Source organism: Streptomyces radiopugnans (assembly GCF_900110735.1).
GTDB classification, from domain to species: Bacteria; Actinomycetota; Actinomycetes; order Streptomycetales; family Streptomycetaceae; genus Streptomyces; species Streptomyces radiopugnans.
Genome location: NZ_FOET01000006.1, coordinates 72541 through 87457 on the forward strand (window position 1 = coordinate 72541; position 14917 = coordinate 87457).

Below are 14917 nucleotides of genomic sequence, written 5' to 3' on the forward strand. Positions count from 1 at the left end.
CGCAGCCTCCGAGGCACCGCCCGCAGACAAGGAGACCGTGGTGACCGTCGCACTGGACGCCGACTTCTTCCGCCGCTGGTTGTCCGCGGTCTCGGCCGCCGTGGACCGGGAGGCGGAGCGGCTGACCGAGCTGGACTCCGCCATCGGCGACGCCGATCACGGCGCCAACATGCGGCGCGGCCTGGCCGCCGCGGTCGCCGCCCTGGAGGAGGAGGCCCCCTCCTCCCCCGGCGCGGTGCTCACCCTCGCCGGGCGCCGGCTGATCTCCACCGTCGGCGGTGCCTCGGGCCCGCTCTACGGGACGCTGCTGCGCCGTGCGGGCAAGGTGCTGGGCGACCAGGAGAGCGTGGAGCCGGAGCAGTTGCGGGAGGCGCTGCACACCGGGGTGGAGGCGGTGGCGCAGCTGGGTTCGGCGGCACGGGGCGACAAGACGATGCTGGACGCGCTGTACCCGGCCGTCGAGGCGCTGGGCGACTCGGGCGGCGACTTCGGGGCGGCGCGCAGGGCGGCCGAGGAGGGGGCCGCCGCCACCGTGCCGATGCGTGCGCGCAGGGGCCGGGCCAGTTATCTGGGCGAGCGCAGCGTCGGACACCAGGATCCCGGCGCCACCTCCTCGGCGCTGTTCTTCGCCGCGCTCGCCGAAACCGCCGGAACCGCCGAGACCGGGGAGTCCGCATGAGCGAGGCGAACAGGCAGGTCGGCGTCGTACTGGTCTCGCACAGCAGGCAGGTGGCCGAGTCCGTCGCCCATATGGCGCTCGGGCTGGCGGGCGGCGTCGCCGTCCCGGTCGCGCCCGCCGGCGGCACCGGGGACGGCGGGCTGGGCACCAGTTCGGAGTTGATCACCGAAGCGGCCCACCGGGTCGACCGGGGTGCGGGCGTCGCGGTGCTGGCGGACCTGGGCAGCGCGGTGCTGACGGTGCGCACGCTCCTGGCCGAGGACGAACTGCCCCCGGGTACCCGCCTGGTGGACGCGCCCTTCGTCGAGGGCGCGGTCGCGGCCGTGGTCACCGCCTCCACCGGCGCGGACCTGGAGGCGGTCGCGGCGGCCGCGACGGAGGCGTACGGCTACCGCAAGCTCTGACCGGAGCCCGCACCGCCCGGCCCCCGCCCGCGCGGGGGCTCCCGTACCGCCCCCGGGTCGCGTCTCTCCGTCCAGACCGGGCGGACGCCGACGGCGTTGCACACGGCGATGTAGAGCACCACGGGATGGGTGTAGGGGATGCCGTCCTCGGGCCGGTGGGCCAGGCGCGGGCCGCTCCCCGGCGGGTGCGCGGCGACGAGGGCGCCGGCCGCGTAACGGGCCGCCGGCGGCCAGGCCACCCCGATGTCGGCCCCGGAGGGCACGATCCACCACCACCGCTCGGCGTCGGCGAACACGCACCCCGCGCGGAGCGGCTTCCCCGTGATCCGCGGCCCCAGGGCGGCGTCCACCCCGACGGCGTCGTACCCGAGCGGAGCGGGCAGGTCCGCGGGGAGCCGCAGTCTGCCCTGCCCGCCCGTCACGGCGTCCGCGCCCCGTACGGCCGGTGAGCACAGGCGGCGTACGAGACGCGCCGGCCGGCCGGCGCCCGGGGCGCGCATCAGCGTTCCGCGGCGGCGGCCGGCAGGCGGGCCCACACCGACCAGCCGCAGCCGCGTACGTCCCGGATCCCCCAGGCTTCGCTGACGGCCTCGACCAGCAGCAGCCCGCGGCCGTGCTCCTCCTGCGGAAGGCGGGTCCGGGGGGCGGGGCAGGTGGGCGGGCCCGGCCTGCGGCCGCACACCTCCAGGCGCAGCGGCGTCCCCTCCCGGGCGGTGGATCCCGTCTCCTCCCGCAGTTCGCACACCACCGACCCGCTGCCGGTGTGCACCACCGTGTTGGTGAACAGTTCCGAGACCACCAGGGCCGCCGTGTCGCAGGTCTCCTCGTCCGCGCCCCACCCGGCCAGCAGGCCGCGGACGAGGCGGCGTGCCTTCGCCACCGACTCGGCGCGCGCCGGCAGGGCGAAGTCCGTTCTGCGCAGCGGGGGCCGGCTCCGGGCGCGTAAGGCCGGGCGCCCGGCGGTCCCGCCGAACGGCACGGCCGGTCCCAGGGGTGGGGGGAGAAGGCGGTCGTGGAGCGTGCAGCACGTCCTGGACCGCGTCGAGGTGAACCGTGTCACACCGTCACTATGCTCACCGCAGAGGACAGTTGGCAAGGGGCACTCTGAAAAATCCAGAGTCGCCGGTGCAGGGTGTTCGCGCCGTCAACTCCGTGGCACACTGCGGGACATGGCCAGGACACCAGGAGGAACACGCGATGAGTGAGCCCCGGTCCGCCCCGACCGTGGGCCAGCTCGTGCTGGGCAGGCGGCTCCAGGACCTGCGCGAGAAGGCGGGGCTGAGGCGCGAGGAGGCCGCGAAGGTCCTCCACGTCGCCTCCGCCACCATCCGCAGGATGGAGACGGCCGAGGTCGCGCTGAAGATCCCGTACGTCCGTTTACTGCTGGAGGCCTACGGGGTCACCGGCCGCGACGCCGAGACCTTCGTCGCACTGGCCGAGGAGGCCAACAGGCCCGGCTGGTGGCAGCGGTTCCGCGATGTGCTGCCGGACTGGTTCAGCGTCCACGTCAGCCTGGAGAGTTCCGCCAGGGTGATCCGGGCCTACGAGCCGCACGTCGTCCCGGGTCTGCTGCAGACCGAGGAGTACGCCCGGCACATACTGCGCAAGGGCGCGATCGGCCGGACCGTCAAGGGCGATGTCGAGCGGCACGTGGCACTGCGCATGGAGCGCCAGCACCTGCTCACCCGCGCGGACGCCCCGCGCCTGTGGGTCCTGGTGGAGGAGACGGCGCTGCGCCGCCCCGTCGGCCCGCCGCGGGTCATGCGGGCCCAGGTCGACCGGCTGCTGGAGGAGGCGGAGCGGCCGAACGTCACGCTGCAGATCACCGAGTTCTCCTCCGGATTCCACCCGGGCACCTACGGGCCGTTCGTCCTCTTCCGCTTCGGCCTCCCCGAACTCCCGGACATGGTTTACGTGGAGTACCTCACCGGCGCCGTCTACCTGGACGAGCGGACCGAGGTCGCCTCCCACCTGGAACTCCTGGACCGCATGTCGGCCCAGGCGGCAACGGCACGACGCACCAAGGAGATCCTCCGGGATTTCCGCGAGGAGCTCTGAATGGACCGCATATACAACGGCATGCGCGCCAGCGATCTCGGCACCGAGGGCTGGCACAGGCCGTGGAGCGGTGGGAACGGCGGCAACTGCCTGGAGGCGAGGAGGCTGCCCGACGGCCGGGTCGCCATCCGCCAGTCCACCGATCCGGACGGTCCCGCGCTGATCTACACCCCGGGTGAGATCAGCGCTTTCATCCAGGGCGCCAAGGCGGGAGAGGCGGACTTCCTCCTCTCCTGAACCCCGCGGGCCCCCGACCGGCCGGCTCCAGGCCCGCCCGCCGTCCGGGGGCCCGCTCACGCACCCGATCCGCACGACCCGACGACCACTCACACAGACGGAGGACGAACCAGATGGCCGACGACATGAGCTGGACACGGAGTCGGTCGGCCCAGGAGCCGGTCGAGATCGACACCTCCGTCCCGAGCATCGCCCGCGTCTACGACGCGATCCTCGGAGGCAAGGACAACTACCCGGTGGACCAGGAGATCGCCGAGCAGGTGGCCAGGGCCTTCCCCGACGGGGGCGAGGGCGCGCGCACCAACCGCAGACTGCTGGTGCGCGCGGTGCGCCACATGGCCCGCCAGGGCATCGACCAGTTCCTGGACATCGGCTCCGGCCTCCCCACCGCGCAGAACACCCACCAGGTGGCCCAGGAGGTCAACCCCGAGGCGAAGGTCGTCTACGTCGACAACGACCCCATCGTCCTCGCGCACGGCCGTGCGCTGCTGGAGGACGACGACCGCACCGTCGTCGTCACCGCCGACATACGCGAGCCAGACGTCCTGCTCGGCCACCCCGACGTGACCGGCATGCTGGACCCGGACCGCCCGGTGGGCCTGATCCTCAACGCCGTGGTCCACCACCTCCTCGACGAGGAGGACCCCGACGGGCTGGTGGAGACCTACAAGAAGTGGCTGGGGCCGGGCGGTTACCTGCTGCTCACCCACTTCTGCTCCTCCACTCCGGAGGCCCTCGGCCTGGAGTCGGTGCTGCGGCAGGCCCTCGGCCGGGGGCAGTTGCGGAGCATGGCCCGGATCGCCGCCTTCTTCGAGGGCCTGGAGATGGTCGAGCCCGGCGTGGTCTACCTGCCGTACTGGCAGCCCGACGAGCCGGTGAAGGTCCCGCTGGACATCGCCGGCCTGCTGGTGGCCGGCGGCATGGGCCGCAAGCCGGGCCGGTAGCCGCCGCTTCCCCGTGTCACGGTCCCGCGTCCGTACGGTGCGCCGAGGCGTACGGCCGCGCCCGGCGGGCACCGCCGCTTCCCCCACGAGCGGCGGTGCCCGCCCGAAAGCCGTCCTCGGGCCCGCGGGGTCCGCGGGCCCGAGGACGGCTTTCGGGAGCCAGGGGCGGGGAAGCGGGGGCAGGGGACCGGGGGCACGGGCCGCCGCGACCGTGCGGAGGAACCGGAGAGGCGGATGAGTACGGCTACTCAGGCGGCGCCGGGCGCGCCCGGCGAGGATGGGGTCCGCCGCCCCTCCCGACGTCCGGCATCCGGCGTCCGGCGGACGCACCGGAACCGCACAGGAGCCACCCAGAGGAGCCCGCCGTGCTCAGCACCGTCGCCCGTACCGTCGTCCCCGCTCTCGGCCGTCTGCGGGTCACCAGCGACCCCGGCACCGACCTCGCGCCCGGCAGCATCGTCGCCGCCAACCACACCTCCCTGGTCGACCCCGGCGTGGTCCTGGCCGCCCTGCACCGCCTGGACACCAGGCCCGTGGTGCTGGCGACCGCCGGGCTGTGGCGGATACCCGGCCTGCGCCAGGCACTCGTCCGCGACGGGCACGTACCGGTGCACCGGGGCACCGAGCGGGCCGCCGCCTCGCTGGAGGGCGCCGCCGCCGCGCTCGCGGCCGGGCGGGTCGTGCTCATCTACGGCGAGGGCGGTCTGCCGCGCCGCGCGGACTCCGGCGAGGCCGAGCCCGGTCCGTTCCGCAGCGGGCTGGCCCGGCTGGCGCTGGCCACCGGTGCTCCGGTGGTCCCCCTCGGGCAGGCCGGCTCCCGCCGGATCAGCTCCGGGTCCACCGCCAAGCAGGTCGCCGGATTCGTCACCGCCCCGCTGCGCCGTCCCGGCGTACACGTCCACGTCGGCGAGCCGGTCCGGCTGTCGGGCGACGTGGTCACGGCCACCGCCCGTGCCCGCCGGGCGGTCGTCGCCGCCTGGCGGATCGCGGCGGACCGGGCCGGCCACCCCGTCCACTCCCCCGGGGACTTCACGGCGACCGCCTGAACCGCGCCCGCTTCGGTGCGCCTCAGTGGGGGCGGGGCCCGGCGAGTTCGTCCGGCAGCCCCGGCTCGGGCCGGGGGATCTCGCCGTAGTCCTCGTCGTCGCCGGCGACGCGCAGCCGGTTGACCACCGCCTCCACCGCGGGCGGCAGCCGGGGGTGCCGTCCGCGGTGGCACTGGCTGAGCAGGTCCCGGCGGATGGCGTCGGGCAGCAGGAAGCCGCGCAGGCCGGGCACGGCGGCGGTGCTCCGGGGGGCGCGGGCGGCGCTGCGGGCGCTCCCCAGCAGGGCGGCCTGCCGGCGCCAGTAGTCGGCGTCGCGGAACTCCCCGAGGCGCCGGTGGTGGAGGCAGAGGCAGAAGGCCGCGGTGCGGCTGCCGCCGCCGGCCGCGAACTGCCACCAGAACTGGGCCGCGTCCCGGTGGCCGACCAGATGGAGCAGGCAGGCGAAGACCAGGGCGCCCTCGGGCTCGGTGCGCTGGTGGTCGACCAGCCGCGCCAGGCTCTCGGCCGCCCCGGGCGAACCCACCACCAGGGAGATGGCCAGATCCAGGTCGTGGGCGGCCTGTTCGTGGACGGTGCGGTACCGCCACCCGGTGTCCGGGTGCGAGGGCGGCTGCGCGTGGGGCGGGACGGCGGTGAGGGCACGGGCGATGCGTTCCCGCGCGGCGGCCGGATCGTAGTCGTCGTACTCGCCGCCGAGGACCTCCGCCCCCTCCAGCAGAGCGTCGATCCTCCGGTGCTCCTCGGTGCCGCGCACGTTACCGCTCTCCCGTCCTGTGGTTCCTTCTCGGGCCCAGTCTGGCCGCCAGTTTCCGCTTGGCGTGCCGCACCTGCGCGCGCACGGCGACCGTGCCGCAGCCCAGGTACTCGGCCACGTCCTCCTCCGGGCATCCCAGTACATAGCGCAGGACGACGATGTCGTGCTGCCGTTCGGGCAGTTCGGCGATGGCCGTGTACAGGCACAGCCCGTTCTCCAGGGCGGCGAAGCCGCCCGCTCCGTCCGTCCCGTCCAGCAGTTCCTCCAGCAGCCGGCCGCGGCAGGCGGCGTCGAAGGCCGCGGTCTCCGCCAGGGCCGGAGCCCGGCCGTCGCGGTCCAGCCACTCCCGGATCCGCTCCTTGAGCACGGCCCAGGCGTAGGCAGGGACGGACTCCTGTTCCAGTACGTGGCTCCAGTGGCTGAGCAGATGCGCGCAGGCGGCCTCCACGACCGTCTCCGCGCCGGTGCGGCTGCCCACCTGGGTACGGGCGTACCGCAGCCACACCCGGTGGTGGTACTCGTGGAAAGCATCGAAGGTCAGGGTCATCCGCCGGTGGGGGGCGGGGGGTTGTGGGGGGTCGGCGTCCACGTCGACGGGGACGTTGTCAGGGGTGTTCACCGCGGGTCTTCCCGGCTCCGTGTGGGTGCTCGTCGGGTCGTCGGTCGCGGGCGCCCCGCCCCACTGGCGTCGCGACGCTCCCGGTGGAGGCCGCTGCCGGCGCGAGGGGACGGGACCTCGCCCGCCAAGCCAATCGGATCGTGGGCATCGTCGGACAGTGGTTTTCCCAAAAAATGAGCCCAGCGTAATAGTGTGATTACCGCCGTGATGGGTGGAGGGGACGGTACAGTACACCGCCATCCCTCAACCACCCTCTCCCACAGGCGTGTTGGGGATCCGACGGCGAACCGACGAGTGCTCACGAAGGGCGGGGTCAAGGTGTCCCAGACGGTCGACGGCACCACCGGCGGCGCGGACGACAGCGCGGTCGACCTGGAACTGGACCGGGCGCACTCCGCCCGCATGTACGACTACTACCTCGGCGGCCACACCAACTTCCCCGCCGACCGCGAGGCCGCCGGGCGGGCCATGGCCCTCTTCCCGTCCGTCCTGGTCGCCGCCCGCGCCAACCGGGAGTTCATGCACCGGGCCACCCGCTTCCTGGCCACCATCGGCATGCGCCAGTTCCTCGACGTGGGCACCGGCATCCCCACCTCTCCCAACCTGCACGAGGTGGCCCAGGACGTGGCGCCCGAGTCACGGGTCGTCTACGCCGACAACGACCCCATCGTCCTCGCCCACGCCCAGGCCCTGCTGCGCAGCCACCCCGCGGGGCGCACCGCCTACGTCCAGGCCGACGCAACCGACCCGGCCGCCCTCCTGGCCGCACCCGAGGTGAAGGAGACCCTGGACCTGGGCGAGCCGGTGGCGCTCAGCCTCAACGCGCTCCTGCACTTCGTGCCGGGCGAGCACCGGGCGCACGAGATCGTCGAGTACTTCAAGGACGCGCTGCCGTCCGGCAGCACCCTCGCCATCAGCCATGTCACCCCCGACTTCGACCCCGAGGGCATCGCCCGTCTCACCGAGGCCTACCGCGCCTCGGGGACCCCCGGACAGGCCCGCACCAGGGAGGAGTTCACCCGGTTCTTCAGCGGCTGGGAGCTGTTCGAGCCGGGGATCACCACCTCCCACCGCTGGCGCCCCGACCCCGGCCAGGCCTTCGGCAACGTCACCGACGCCGAGGCGGCCTGCTACGCCGCGGTCGCCCGCAAGCCCTGACCGCGGGCCGCCCGGGCGCCGGGGCCCGTGTCCCGCCGGGCAGGGCGACGGCGCTTTCCTCCTGTGCGGCGGAACGGCCCGTGATGCCCTCCCGTTCGGCTCGGGATTCCCAGAGGAGTGGCCGCGCCTGGTAATTCACCGGCCGGCGCGGGTCACCTCGGTGAGAAAAAACGCTCCGCGCTCACTCCGCACTCCCGATCACCCGGCCGGATTTTCCTTTTCCCGCCCTCCCGCTTCTCCCGGCCTTCCGGTCCCGACGGGTCCCGGCCGAAACCGGGGGCGTGTCGAGGGTGTGCGCCGGTGATTTCGGCCGCTCGGCCGCCGGTGGGCGCCGCCTCCCCAGCACGGCGCACCCCCGGCGGCCCGCTCTGGTGAGGGGGTCGCCGGGGGTGCGCGGATCGCCCGCGAATCGGCCGGCGGAACCGGTCCGAAGAGCGCGCCGTACCACGCCGGCCGGCCGATGCGGCGACAGGTCGGTCAACGACCACCGCATGTCCGGAAGACCCGTGCCGGGTCAGGCGTGTACGTGGCGGCGGTTGCCGCGACCGGTCACGGCCCGGTAGATGGCCAGAACGATGACCGAGCCGATGATGGCGGCGATCCAGGTCGAGAGATCGAAGAATCCGTCGATCGAATCGACGCCGAATATCACCTTGCCCAGGAAACCGCCGAGAAGGCCGCCCACGATACCGATCAGCATCGTGACGAGGATGCCGCCCGGGTCCTTGCCCGGCATGAGGGCTTTGGCGATCGCTCCGGCGAGCAGACCGATGAGAATCCACGCGATGATGCCCATGTCTGGGTACCTCCTTGTCGTCTTCACAGGACCGCCTTGCCATGAACTCGCCAGCCAAACAGGAGAGTTTCCCGGAGCACCGCGAAAAGGCCTGCGGAACAGGGGATTTCCTTTCCCGCCCCCGCCGCTCCCCTCCCCCGTCCCACCGGCACGGCATCGGTCATGTGCCGTACGCGGGCCCGGCGGACACCGCCGGCGCCCCGCCGGCCGGGATCGCCCGCGAGCGGGACGGATCGCTGCCGCGGACCGGCCCCGGCGCCTCGCCGCGGCTCCGCGCCGTTCCGGGCCGTGCGACCGCCGGCGGGGGCCTCCCGCCCAGCGGTGACGCGGCCTCACCTTCGAGCGCGGGACGCCGGTCGCCCGGCGGGCCTCCCGGCCGGGAGCCTCGGCGACGGACCCGGCGCGCGGCTCCTTCTGGGAGCATCGGGGGATGGCAGACACCCACCTGGACATCGGCGCCGTCGTCATCGATTCCGAGGATCCCGAGCGGCTGGCGGCGTTCTGGTCCGAGCTCCTGGGGCGGCCGGTCGCGGCGAGGACGGGCCCGTACGTGTGGCTCGAGCGCGGTGACGGTCCCGTCCTGGGGTTCCAGCGAGCCGACACCCCGAAGACCGGCAAGAACCGCGTCCATCTCGACATCACCTCGCCGGACCCGGCCGCCGAGCGGCGGCGGATCGAGTCGCTGGGCGGGCGATGGCTGCCGCGGTACACCGAGGAGGGGGGCTTCCTGGTCATGGCCGACCCAGAGGGGAACGAGTTCTGCGTCATCCCCCGGGGCACCATCGATCTCGACGACGAGGGCCGCGCGGGCTATCTCGGCGAACGCCGCGCCCCTCCCCCGCCCGCCTGATCCGCCGCTCCCGCCGTCCGGGCACACCGAACGCGGCGGGGGCGCGGATGTGCCGTCGCCCCCGCCGCCCGGGCCCGCCCCCGTCCGTCCCGGTCAGACGGCCTGCCGCACCTCCCGCGCGTCCGGGGCGGCCGGTCCGGTGCTTTCGCCGTCCGGTTCCGGGGGCGCGGCGTGCCGCCTGGGGATGGCGAAGGCCACCAGGCCGCCGAGCGCGGTGACCGCGGCCCCGATCCACAGCGCGGGCCGTACGCCGTCCACGAAGTCCTGCGGGGACAGGTAGCCGCCGTGGGCCGCGAAGACCGTGCCCAGGACGGCCACGCCCAGGGTGCCGCCGATCTCCCGGGCGGTGCTGTTGGCGCCGGAGGCCTTGCCGTGCTCCGTCTTGCGCACGGAGGAGAGCACCACCGTGGCGGCGGGAGCGAAGGTCAGGCCCATGCCGATGCCGGCGAGGGCCATCGGTGCCACCAGGTGGGAGTAGGGGGTGTCGGTGGTCGCCACCAGATTGATCCAGACCAGACCGCCCGCCTGGAGCAGCAGGCCCAGGCCCATGAGCCGGCCGCCGCCCACCCGTTCGGTGAGCATGCCCGCCAGCGGTGCCACGAACATCGGCATCAGGGTCCAGGACAGGGTGAGCACACCGGCGTGCAGCGGGGTGCGCGGGGGCGCGATCTGCAGGTACTGCGCCAGCAGGAAGATGGAGCCGAAGACCCCGAAGTACATGGCGGCGGAGACGAGGTTGGTGAGGGTGAAGGCGCGGACCCGGTAGAAGCGCAGCGGCAGCAGCGGGGCCTTGGTGCGCCGCTCCCAGAGGGTGAACAGCGCGAGCAGCACCACGCCGCCGGCCAGGGCGAGCAGCACCCGGCCGTCGCTCCAGCCCCGGGTCTCCCCGTTGACGATGCCCCAGACCAGGGCGAGCAGGCCGGCGGTGACCAGCAGCATGCCCTCGACGTCGATGCGGGCCCGCTCGCCGCGGCTCTCCTTGAGGACGAGCAGCGCCAGCGGCACCGCGACCAGCCCGACCGGCACATTGATCCAGAAGATCCACTGCCAGTCGAGGCCTTCCACGACCGCGCCGCCCACCACCGGCCCGAGCGCGACGGCGGTGCCGCTGACCGCGCTCCACAGGCCCACGGCCAGGCCGCGCAGGCGGTCCGGCACCGCGGCGGAGAGCAGGGTCAGCGACAGCGGCATGACCGCGGCGGCGCCCAGTCCCTGAAGGGCGCGGAAGGCGATGAGCTGGCCGCTGGTGTCGGAGAGGCCGCAGCCGACGGAGGCCAGCGTGAAGACGACGATGCCCAGGACGAAGAACCGGCGGCGGCCGTAGCGGTCGCCCAGTCCCGCGCAGACCAGCAGGAAGCAGGCGAAGCCCAGGGTGTAGGCGTTGACGAACCACTGCAGGTCCTGGGCGCTGGCCGAGAGGTCCTGCTGGAGGGTTCGCAGCGCGGTGGACACCACCAGGTTGTCCAGGGCGGTCATGAACATCGGCAGGGAGCAGGCGACGATCGCCGGCCACAGCGGCGTACGCCTGGCGGTCGGCGCGGGTGGTGCGGCGGTGGGCATGGTTGTTCTCCCGTCAGGGTGGTCGGCGGCGGGTGCGGGCGGGTCAGGACTGCCGGGCCCGTTCCTCCGCCAGTCGGGCACGGGCGTCCTCCCAGGAGACGGGAAGCCGCTCGGCGGGGACGTTCCAGAAGACGAACTGGGACTCGCGCATGGTGGGCCGCAGCCGCTTCATGATCGAGTTGTGCGGTTCGGCCTTGGCGTAGGCGTACACGGCCTCCTTGCTCTCCCAGGCCGAGAGGGTCCAGAAGACGCCGCGGCCGAGCTGGGCGATGAGCGAGGCCCCGAAGGCTCCCGGCGACCGGCGGGCCTGGCGCCACGACGCCAGGGAGAGCCAGAAGAAGCGGGGGACGTGCCGCAGGGAGCGGACCTCCAGCCGGGAGGCCATGACGACGGCTTCGGCGGTGGGGTCGGCGGGGTTGATCGTGGTCCAGGGAAGCTTCGGCATGGCGCGGGGTCCTTGACTCGCGGGCAGGGCGCGCGGGCGTCACCTGCGGTGAGGCTAATAGTGGCACTATCCACTATCGATAGTGGCACGTTACACTTGCCGTGTCCACATGTGGTACGTGCCGCACCCGCCGCAGAATCGAGGAACCCCGTGAGGATGTCCGAGCTGAGCCGCCGCAGCGGCGTCCCCGTTCCGACGATCAAGTTCTATCTGCGGGAAGGGCTGCTGCGGCCCGGTCGGGCGACCGCCAGCAACCAGGCCGAGTACGAGGAGGAGCATCTGCGCCGGCTGCGGCTGGTCAGAGCGCTCATCACGCTCGGAGGCCTCTCGGTGGCCGCCACCAGGGAGGTCCTGGAAGCGGTCGGCGAGCCGCTCGGCCGGTACGAGACCCTCGGCGTGACGCACTACGCCCTGCGGTCGCCGGTGGCCGCGGTGCCGGAGGGGGACGGCACGGACGGCAGCGCGGCCGAGGTGGAACGGCTCGTCGAGCGGATGGGCTGGACCGTCACCGAGCAGTCGCCGCTGCGCGGGGCGCTGGCCGCCGGGCTGCGGGCGCTGCGCGGGGTCGGTGCCGACTACGGCGCCGAGGAGCTGGTGCCGTACGCCGAACTGGCCGCCGCCACCGCCCGGCTGGACCTGGACCAGCTCGCCGGAATCGAGGACCGGATCGACATCGCCGAACGGGCCCTGGTGCTGACCGTCCTGATGGAGCCGGTCCTGGCCACCCTGCGCCGGATGGCGCAGGAGAACGAGGCCGCGCTGCGGTACGCCGGCCAGGACGGCGGCGCCGGCGGGTGAGTCACAGGCCGGCACCGGCCACCACCGTGCGCGGGTCGAGGTACCGCGGCCGGGGCGCGGACCACGGGCCGTCCGCGGCGCCATCCCGCCGCACCGCCACCGCCAGCCGGTACCCGCCGGGCACCGACAGCAGGGCGAAGCGCCAGCGCGCGGCCGCCTCCGGCGGCACCGACGGGTCCTCCAGCACGACCCGGCCGTGTTCGTCCGGGCCGAGCCGGAACCCGTCGAAGCGGTGCTGGAACCCCAGCCCCAGGGCCTTGGTGTACGCCTCCTTCAGCACCCACAGGTCGGTGAACGCCCGCGCCCGCCGTACCGGGTCCAGCCCGGCCAGCAGCTCCCGCTCCGCGGGGGCCAGCCACCGCTGCCCGTACCGGACCGCCGGCCCGGCCGCCTCCGCCCGCTCCACGTCCAGTCCGCACGGCCCCTCCCCGCTCACCAGGCAGCCGATGAGGCCCTGGGTGTGGGAGAGGCTGAACCGCACCCCCCACGGGTTGGGATCCAGCTCCGGCCGGCCCAGCCCGCCGCGGACGAACCGCAGCGCGGCCGGGGGCCGGCCCAGCAGCTCCCCCAGCACCGTGCGGCACAGCAGCCGTGCGCCCAGGAAGCGGCGCCGCCCGTCCGGCGGGCGGAGCCGCTCCAGCCGGCGCCGCTCGTCGGCGCCGAGCAGTGCGGCGGCGTACCGCGCCGCCTCCGCGTCCACCGACTCCTCGGCCAGCAGCCAGAGCTGTGCCCGGTGCTCCGCCCGTCCTGCCCGTCCTGCGGTCACTCGGGCCCCGGGGCGGAGGCACGGACGGGGACGGGCCGGGCGGAGAACAGCCGCGGTGCGGTGTGCAGGTCGCGCAGCACCTCCATCACCCGGTCCACGACCTCCGGGTCGGTCACCGTCTCGGTGGGGTGCAGCAGCCGCCACACCCTCTCCAGGGAGAGCAGCAGCACCGCGCCGTCGGGGAACCCCTCCCCGAACACCCGGGCCGAGCCGACGGCCAGCTGCACCGAGGCGGCGGCCGCGTGCAGGGCGCAGTAGCGCTCGGCCAGCCGGAACAGCTCGGCCGAGGCCCCGTACCCGCGGCCCTGGGCCCGCTTCAGCAGGTCCAGTTCGGCCCGCAGCCGGGCGAACTCCCCCGACAGCCTCACCGCCAGGTCCGCCGCGCGGCCCAGCCACTCGCGCTGGCGCCGATCGCCGTGCCGGGCCGCCATGGCCCGCAGCCGCTCCACGGCCACCGGCAGCGAGACCACCGTGTCGTCGCGGCCGCGGCTGACCAGGAGCTGCCGGTGCGGCTCCCAGACCGGCAGCGGCGCGTCCGCGTCGTACACCCCGGACGCGCGCTCCGCGGCCTCGGCGCGGGTCGCGTCGTCCGCCGAGACCGCCGCCGCCAGCAGCCCGTCGAGCTGGGCGCCGACGTTCTTGAGGTTCACCACCGTGTTGCCGTCGACGAAGTGCACCGCGAGCAGGTCGCGCAGCATCTTCTGGTAGACGCCGTAGTGCGGGTGGGCGCGCAGGTACTGGCGGGCGCCCAGCACCACCGAGAGCTGCGCCATCGTGCGGTCCAGCAGCGTGGGCACGAAGTACTTCACGACCGAGGAGAAGACGCTGGCCTGCTCCGGGACGGCCTGCAGGGAGCGGACCGCCGCCGTGGAGACCGCGTCGGCCACCATCAGGTCGGCGAAGGACTCGGCGAGCTGGCGCCGCGAGTAGGGGATGTCGGCGACCTTCCGGCCGAAGATCGAGCGCTGCTCGGCGAAGTCCAGGGTCACCCGCAGTGCGGTGTCCACCGCGCCCAGCGCGATCGCGCAGATCACCGTGCGGGCCACCTGGGCGCCCTGGAGGGCCAGTTCGAGTCCCTGCCCCTCGGCTCCGATCCGGCACTCCTCGGGCACGAACACACCGTCCAGCCGGATGCCGCTCATGTCGATGGCCCGCAGCCCGTGGAGGCGCTCGGCGGGCAGCGGCATCACCGAACCGGCCGGGCAGCGCCGCTTGTCCACCGCGAAGACCGACCAGCCGCCCGGCCCGCCCCGCGGGTCGGTACGGGCCTGGACACTGACCACGTCGGCCACCGTGGCGTTGCCGATCAGCCACTTCTCACCGGTCAGGACATAGCCGCCGGGGACCTTCTCGGCCCGCATCTCGTTGGCGAGGATGTCGCTGCCGTGCTCGCGCTCGGTCAGTCCCCAGGCCATCCGTCCGCCGTGGTTGATCGCGTCGACGGCGGCGCGGCCCTGTTCGTCGGTGGCGGCGATCCAGGTCGGCATGAACGCCACGTTCGTGATCATCAGCGCGGTGGCGGTGGTCGGATCCCGGCGGGCCACCAGCCGCACGAGCTGGAACCCCACCTCCACGTCACCGGCCCGCCCGCCCCACCGCTCGGGCAGGCAGTAGTGGTGCAGGCCCCAGTCCTGCAGCAGGCTCACCATCCCGTGGGGGTACTGCTCCCGCTCGTCGTGCTCGAGGACGCGGGCGAACGGCATCCGCGACCGGTCGTCGTGCGGATCGCCCAGGTAGTCCTCCAGCTCCCCGGCGAGAGAGGCGAGTTTCCCGGCGTTCATACGGCTGCTCCTTCCAGAGGGC

The 14917-nt window shown here is 74.1% G+C and carries 18 protein-coding genes; 9 read left to right on the forward strand and 9 right to left on the reverse strand.

Features of this window, described 5'->3' with window-relative positions:
• Window positions 1-40: 40 nt before the first annotated feature.
• Complete coding sequence (gene dhaL / locus BMY40_RS14135) at window positions 41-679, forward strand: dihydroxyacetone kinase subunit DhaL (protein WP_093659340.1); 639 nt, start codon at window positions 41-43, stop codon at window positions 677-679.
• On the forward strand, window positions 676-1083 hold the full coding sequence (gene dhaM, locus BMY40_RS14140) for a dihydroxyacetone kinase phosphoryl donor subunit DhaM (RefSeq protein WP_093659342.1): 408 nt from the start codon (window positions 676-678) through the stop codon (window positions 1081-1083). The genes dhaL and dhaM overlap by 4 nt, the downstream gene beginning before the upstream one ends.
• Here dhaM and BMY40_RS14145 read toward each other — a convergent pair.
• The gene (locus BMY40_RS14145) at window positions 1068-1583 is read right to left on the reverse strand and encodes a hypothetical protein (protein WP_177214006.1); all 516 of its coding nucleotides are present in this window, start codon (window positions 1581-1583) and stop codon (window positions 1068-1070) included. The genes dhaM and BMY40_RS14145 overlap by 16 nt on opposite strands.
• On the reverse strand, window positions 1583-2062 hold the full coding sequence (locus tag BMY40_RS14150; RefSeq protein WP_245770083.1) for an ATP-binding protein: 480 nt from the start codon (window positions 2060-2062) through the stop codon (window positions 1583-1585). The genes BMY40_RS14145 and BMY40_RS14150 overlap by 1 nt, the downstream gene beginning before the upstream one ends.
• Window positions 2063-2280: 218 nt before the next feature.
• On the opposite strand from BMY40_RS14150, the gene BMY40_RS14155 reads away from it, so the two are divergent.
• The 4 genes from BMY40_RS14155 (at window position 2281) to BMY40_RS14170 (ending at window position 5368) form a co-directional block, all read left to right on the forward strand.
• Window positions 2281-3141 (forward strand): helix-turn-helix domain-containing protein, encoded by an 861-nt coding sequence (locus tag BMY40_RS14155; RefSeq protein WP_093659344.1) that lies wholly within the window; start codon window positions 2281-2283, stop codon window positions 3139-3141.
• Window positions 3142-3378 (forward strand): DUF397 domain-containing protein, encoded by a 237-nt coding sequence (locus BMY40_RS14160; protein ID WP_093659346.1) that lies wholly within the window; start codon window positions 3142-3144, stop codon window positions 3376-3378. It abuts the gene before it with no gap.
• A 113-nt stretch (window positions 3379-3491) separates the two neighbouring features.
• Entirely contained in the window at window positions 3492-4322 is an 831-nt protein-coding gene (locus BMY40_RS14165; RefSeq protein ID WP_093659348.1) for an SAM-dependent methyltransferase, read from the forward strand.
• Between the two features lie 365 nt (window positions 4323-4687).
• The gene (locus BMY40_RS14170) at window positions 4688-5368 is read left to right on the forward strand and encodes a lysophospholipid acyltransferase family protein (RefSeq protein ID WP_093659350.1); all 681 of its coding nucleotides are present in this window, start codon (window positions 4688-4690) and stop codon (window positions 5366-5368) included.
• A 22-nt stretch (window positions 5369-5390) separates the two neighbouring features.
• Here BMY40_RS14170 and BMY40_RS14175 read toward each other — a convergent pair whose 3' ends face one another.
• On the reverse strand, window positions 5391-6122 hold the full coding sequence (locus BMY40_RS14175; protein ID WP_093659352.1) for a hypothetical protein: 732 nt from the start codon (window positions 6120-6122) through the stop codon (window positions 5391-5393).
• A gap of 1 nt (window position 6123) precedes the next feature.
• Window positions 6124-6741 (reverse strand): RNA polymerase sigma factor, encoded by a 618-nt coding sequence (locus BMY40_RS14180; protein ID WP_177214007.1) that lies wholly within the window; start codon window positions 6739-6741, stop codon window positions 6124-6126.
• A 402-nt stretch (window positions 6742-7143) separates the two neighbouring features.
• Here BMY40_RS14180 and BMY40_RS14185 point away from each other — a divergent pair, with 402 nt between their 5' ends.
• The gene (locus BMY40_RS14185; RefSeq protein ID WP_245770096.1) at window positions 7144-7899 is read left to right on the forward strand and encodes an SAM-dependent methyltransferase; all 756 of its coding nucleotides are present in this window, start codon (window positions 7144-7146) and stop codon (window positions 7897-7899) included.
• 514 nt (window positions 7900-8413) lie between these two features.
• On the opposite strand, the gene BMY40_RS14190 is transcribed toward BMY40_RS14185, so the two are convergent.
• Window positions 8414-8695: a GlsB/YeaQ/YmgE family stress response membrane protein gene (locus BMY40_RS14190; RefSeq protein WP_093659358.1), complete on the reverse strand. Its 282-nt coding sequence runs from the start codon at window positions 8693-8695 to the stop codon at window positions 8414-8416.
• 430 nt (window positions 8696-9125) lie between these two features.
• Between BMY40_RS14190 and BMY40_RS14195 the strand changes: the two genes are divergently transcribed.
• Window positions 9126-9545 carry a VOC family protein gene (locus BMY40_RS14195; protein WP_093659360.1) on the forward strand — a complete coding sequence of 140 codons (420 nt, stop codon included), beginning with the start codon at window positions 9126-9128 and terminating at the stop codon, window positions 9543-9545.
• A gap of 93 nt (window positions 9546-9638) precedes the next feature.
• Here BMY40_RS14195 and BMY40_RS14200 read toward each other — a convergent pair whose 3' ends face one another.
• On the reverse strand, window positions 9639-11105 hold the full coding sequence (locus tag BMY40_RS14200) for an MFS transporter (RefSeq protein ID WP_093659362.1): 1467 nt from the start codon (window positions 11103-11105) through the stop codon (window positions 9639-9641).
• Between the two features lie 43 nt (window positions 11106-11148).
• Window positions 11149-11550, reverse strand: coding sequence for a DUF3291 domain-containing protein (locus BMY40_RS14205; protein WP_093659364.1), 402 nt, complete (start codon window positions 11548-11550; stop codon window positions 11149-11151).
• Between the two features lie 156 nt (window positions 11551-11706).
• On the opposite strand from BMY40_RS14205, the gene BMY40_RS14210 reads away from it, so the two are divergent.
• On the forward strand, window positions 11707-12348 hold the full coding sequence (locus BMY40_RS14210; protein WP_342745074.1) for a MerR family transcriptional regulator: 642 nt from the start codon (window positions 11707-11709) through the stop codon (window positions 12346-12348).
• Between the two features lies 1 nt (window position 12349).
• Here BMY40_RS14210 and BMY40_RS14215 read toward each other — a convergent pair whose 3' ends face one another.
• Together BMY40_RS14215 and BMY40_RS14220 are read right to left on the reverse strand one after the other, a co-directional pair.
• Window positions 12350-13114 (reverse strand): 4'-phosphopantetheinyl transferase family protein, encoded by a 765-nt coding sequence (locus BMY40_RS14215; protein ID WP_093659368.1) that lies wholly within the window; start codon window positions 13112-13114, stop codon window positions 12350-12352.
• The gene (locus BMY40_RS14220) at window positions 13111-14895 is read right to left on the reverse strand and encodes an acyl-CoA dehydrogenase family protein (protein ID WP_093659370.1); all 1785 of its coding nucleotides are present in this window, start codon (window positions 14893-14895) and stop codon (window positions 13111-13113) included. The genes BMY40_RS14215 and BMY40_RS14220 overlap by 4 nt, the downstream gene beginning before the upstream one ends.
• Window positions 14896-14917: the final 22 nt, after the last annotated feature.

Coding starts and splice junctions, on each gene's coding strand:
- BMY40_RS14185 (WP_245770096.1), top strand. CDS start 7,144: ATGTACGACTACTACCTCGGCGGCCACACCAACTTCCCCGCCGACCGC.
- BMY40_RS14220 (WP_093659370.1), bottom strand. CDS start 14,895: ATGAACGCCGGGAAACTCGCCTCTCTCGCCGGGGAGCTGGAGGACTAC.
- BMY40_RS14160 (WP_093659346.1), top strand. CDS start 3,142: ATGGACCGCATATACAACGGCATGCGCGCCAGCGATCTCGGCACCGAG.
- BMY40_RS14195 (WP_093659360.1), top strand. CDS start 9,126: ATGGCAGACACCCACCTGGACATCGGCGCCGTCGTCATCGATTCCGAG.
- BMY40_RS14165 (WP_093659348.1), top strand. CDS start 3,492: ATGGCCGACGACATGAGCTGGACACGGAGTCGGTCGGCCCAGGAGCCG.
- BMY40_RS14155 (WP_093659344.1), top strand. CDS start 2,281: ATGAGTGAGCCCCGGTCCGCCCCGACCGTGGGCCAGCTCGTGCTGGGC.
- dhaM (WP_093659342.1), top strand. CDS start 676: ATGAGCGAGGCGAACAGGCAGGTCGGCGTCGTACTGGTCTCGCACAGC.
- BMY40_RS14210 (WP_342745074.1), top strand. CDS start 11,707: ATGTCCGAGCTGAGCCGCCGCAGCGGCGTCCCCGTTCCGACGATCAAG.
- BMY40_RS14205 (WP_093659364.1), bottom strand. CDS start 11,550: ATGCCGAAGCTTCCCTGGACCACGATCAACCCCGCCGACCCCACCGCC.
- BMY40_RS14200 (WP_093659362.1), bottom strand. CDS start 11,105: ATGCCCACCGCCGCACCACCCGCGCCGACCGCCAGGCGTACGCCGCTG.
- BMY40_RS14190 (WP_093659358.1), bottom strand. CDS start 8,695: ATGGGCATCATCGCGTGGATTCTCATCGGTCTGCTCGCCGGAGCGATC.
- BMY40_RS14145 (WP_177214006.1), bottom strand. CDS start 1,583: ATGCGCGCCCCGGGCGCCGGCCGGCCGGCGCGTCTCGTACGCCGCCTG.